2 protein-coding genes are annotated in these 2,834 nt (G+C 58.7%); both read right to left on the reverse strand.

The window, feature by feature from the left end; all coding sequences use genetic code 11:
• Positions 1-378 precede the first annotated feature (378 nt).
• Positions 379-1,536, reverse strand: a complete 1,158-nt coding sequence (locus tag JT360_RS32880) for a TlpA disulfide reductase family protein (RefSeq protein ID WP_126080608.1) — start codon at positions 1,534-1,536, stop codon at positions 379-381.
• Between the two features lie 597 nt (positions 1,537-2,133).
• Positions 2,134-2,834 (reverse strand): pyridoxal-phosphate dependent enzyme (locus JT360_RS32885; RefSeq protein ID WP_214477556.1); only part of this gene is annotated, 701 nt, incomplete at its 5' end.

A 2,834-nucleotide genomic window follows, 5' to 3' on the forward strand; every position in this document is an offset into this window, starting at 1 on the left:
TTCTTCGTCATTGTTGACAGCAGGGCCAACCGGAGGAATTTCGTTGTTCGTCATTTCAGTCTTCGTCTTCGAGGTACGATTTCCTTTTCCTGCGATGCCCACTCCGGGTCCGCTTGCGTGGCCGACGAATGGCTTGGGCGGGCCAACCCCAAGAGTGCCCCGTGGCCGACCTCGACATGTCCACGAGTGCGAGACCTGCGGCGCGAATTCGCGGCGCACATCGTCTGCGCCGCGATCCGACCGGTGGTCAACGCAATTGAAATCCAACCTGCCGCAAGCCGCCGCCCTGCTGCATCGACATACTTGCTGCGAAGAGAGCTTCGATGGGCGGATTGGCCAGTGTTCAATTCCAATTGTCAGTCCCTTCGCGATTCTTGCTCAGGAAGTGACTGCGTTTTGAGTTTCGGGTGCCTTCTTTTGCGGAGCCACACAAAGATCCGCGTGACAGGCAGGCTCACCCGTGTAGTTGGCCAGTGCTTCGAGCAATGGGGTAAGATAGTACTGTTTGGTGTGGTCCGGAATTGGCCCCAGCCGGTCCACCGATTTCAGTGCCACCTCGATCAACTCGATTGCGCGATCTTTGTTGCCGCTCTCGTAATAATACTGAGCTACCGGGAGGTACCGGCGGTATTTAAACGGGCCATCGCCGTTCGGGGGATTGAGTGCCAGTATCTGTTCCGAGAGCTCGTTGCCCATCGCAAAGCGCTCCGCGCGCGGAAGATGGGAATTGTCCATCGTGGGATCGAAGAGTTGGTTGAGGGCCAAGGCCATCCACGACACCGCGTCGGACGTTTTGTCGATCGCGTCCTCGACCAATTCTCGCATGACCGGCATGCCGGTCTTGATGTCGCGCAGCTTGTGAAGCAGAAGATCCGCATGAATCTGCCGAAAATCAAAAGAGTCTGGCATCAAGGCGAGGCCTTCTTCGATGGCCAAGAGCGCCGCCGTCCAATTCTCGGCCTGCATCGCCGGCTCAAGTTTGGCGTATATCGGCCCGGTAAGCGACATTTCGCGCGCTGCAAGTTGGTTATGCGCGATGCGCTTTGCATCGGCGGCTTTCGCTTCATAGCTGCTGCGCCAGCTGCCGTTAAGGACTTTCGGCAAAACGTCATCGAGTTCCGCCGGGTGGCCGATAAAAGCGATGTGGCCGTCGCGGTCGACCACGAACGAGGTGGGAATCCCAATCGAAGAGCTGGGATCCATCCAGAGCTTGTTCATTTCGCCAATGTAATCGAACCCGATACGATAATTCAGATTCGGGAACTTCTCGGTCAGCCAGGCATCCACGTTGGTCCGCGCCTCGTCTGCGGTAGGACCCTGTTCGCAGGCGGCAACTCCGACCGCCTCAAATCCGCTGCCTTCATATTTCTCCTGCAGTTCGATCAAATGGGGCATGGCGTCGACACATGGTCCGCACCAAGTCGCCCAAAACTCAACGAGGTAGACCTTGCCGGGCCGAAAGTTCGTGAGGGGCTCGCCACGCAGCCAGTTCTCCACTTTGATCGCAGGAGCCGGGGACCCCATACGCAGTTCCATCTTGGTGTCCAAAGTCATTCCACACCTTTCGTCTCTTTTGTCGCGGAATATTTTCCCGTCAAAATCGGACACGGTCTCGAGGGCATCGCTCCCTCTGGCTTGCTTCAGCGAAGCTCTCACCGTGTTGCCGCACATCAAGCTGCAACGGAGGTGCCAATTCCCTCAGCTCCGGTAAGCGGCGGGAAATGCTTTGAAATTCTCCACGAGGCTAAATGCGGCCGATTGTCGTGAACCCGACATGTCTTCTGCCGCTGTCGGGTTTCGCCCTATCTCTTGAGAGCTTGGACGGCTCGCCTGTGATTAGACTGGCCTCGGTCCTCGAGCAGTGGCAGTTTGGCGCCAGTTCGAAAGCGCGAACTCGCCGGCTTGGTCCTCGTGCCGCCACCGCCGCGTGTGGATTCTTGCCCCGGAGTCAAAATTCGCCTCGCGGTTGCCAACGGCGGCATGCGCTCAATGCGCGTGGCGTTGAGCCCCGACAGCACGTAATGGTACCAATTAGTGGATGCCCGTCGCTGCCTCCACTTCTCCAGCCAAGCGCTCGAACGACGCTACCTACCCACGTTCGAGCGCGACCGCGGAATCGCAGACTGCCGAACGTCAGCCGTTGCGAAAGGTGTAGCCGTACCCGTTGATCGCCGGCGCGCCGCCTAGATGTGCGTAGAGGACCCTCGATCCCTGTGGAAAGAAGCCCCTCTGGACGAGGTCGATCATCCCTTGCATCGATTTGCCCTCGTAAACGGGGTCCGTAATCATGCCCTCGAGCCGCGCGCACAAACGGATTGCCTCTTTGGTTTCCTCCGATGGAACGCCATAACCCGGGTACGCGTAGTCCATGAACAACACCACGTCTGCCTCGACAATTTCCGCTCCGAGGTGGACGAGCTTCGCTGTATTTTGGGCGATGCCGAGCACCTGCGCCTTGGTCTTGGCGGGCATGGCGGAGGCATCGATACCGATCACGTTGCGCTGTCGACCATCCTTGGCGAACCCGACGAGCATGCCGCCGTGGGTTGAACCAGTCACCGTACAGACGACGATATAGTCGAAGGCAAACCCAAGCTGCTCTTCCTGGGCACGCACCTCCTCAGCGAACCCCACATAGCCCAGGCCGCCGTATTTGTGGACAGAGGCGCCGGCAGGTATCGCATATGGCCTGCCGCCCCTTGCCTTGACTTCATAAAGTGCCTTTTCCCAGCTGCGGCGGATGCCGATGTCAAAGCCCTCGTCAACCAGGCGCACCTCTGCCCCCATGATGCGGCTCAAGAGGATATTGCCGACCCGGTCGTAGACAGCATCAT

Origin of the sequence: Mesorhizobium sp. dw_380, assembly GCF_018588885.1 — a bacterium.
Taxonomy (GTDB): Bacteria; Pseudomonadota; Alphaproteobacteria; order Rhizobiales; family Rhizobiaceae; genus Mesorhizobium.

What these genes read in the sequence shown, in the direction of transcription:
- JT360_RS32880 (WP_126080608.1), bottom strand. Translation starts at nt 1,536, where the DNA reads ATGGAACTGCGTATGGGGTCCCCGGCTCCTGCGATCAAAGTGGAGAAC.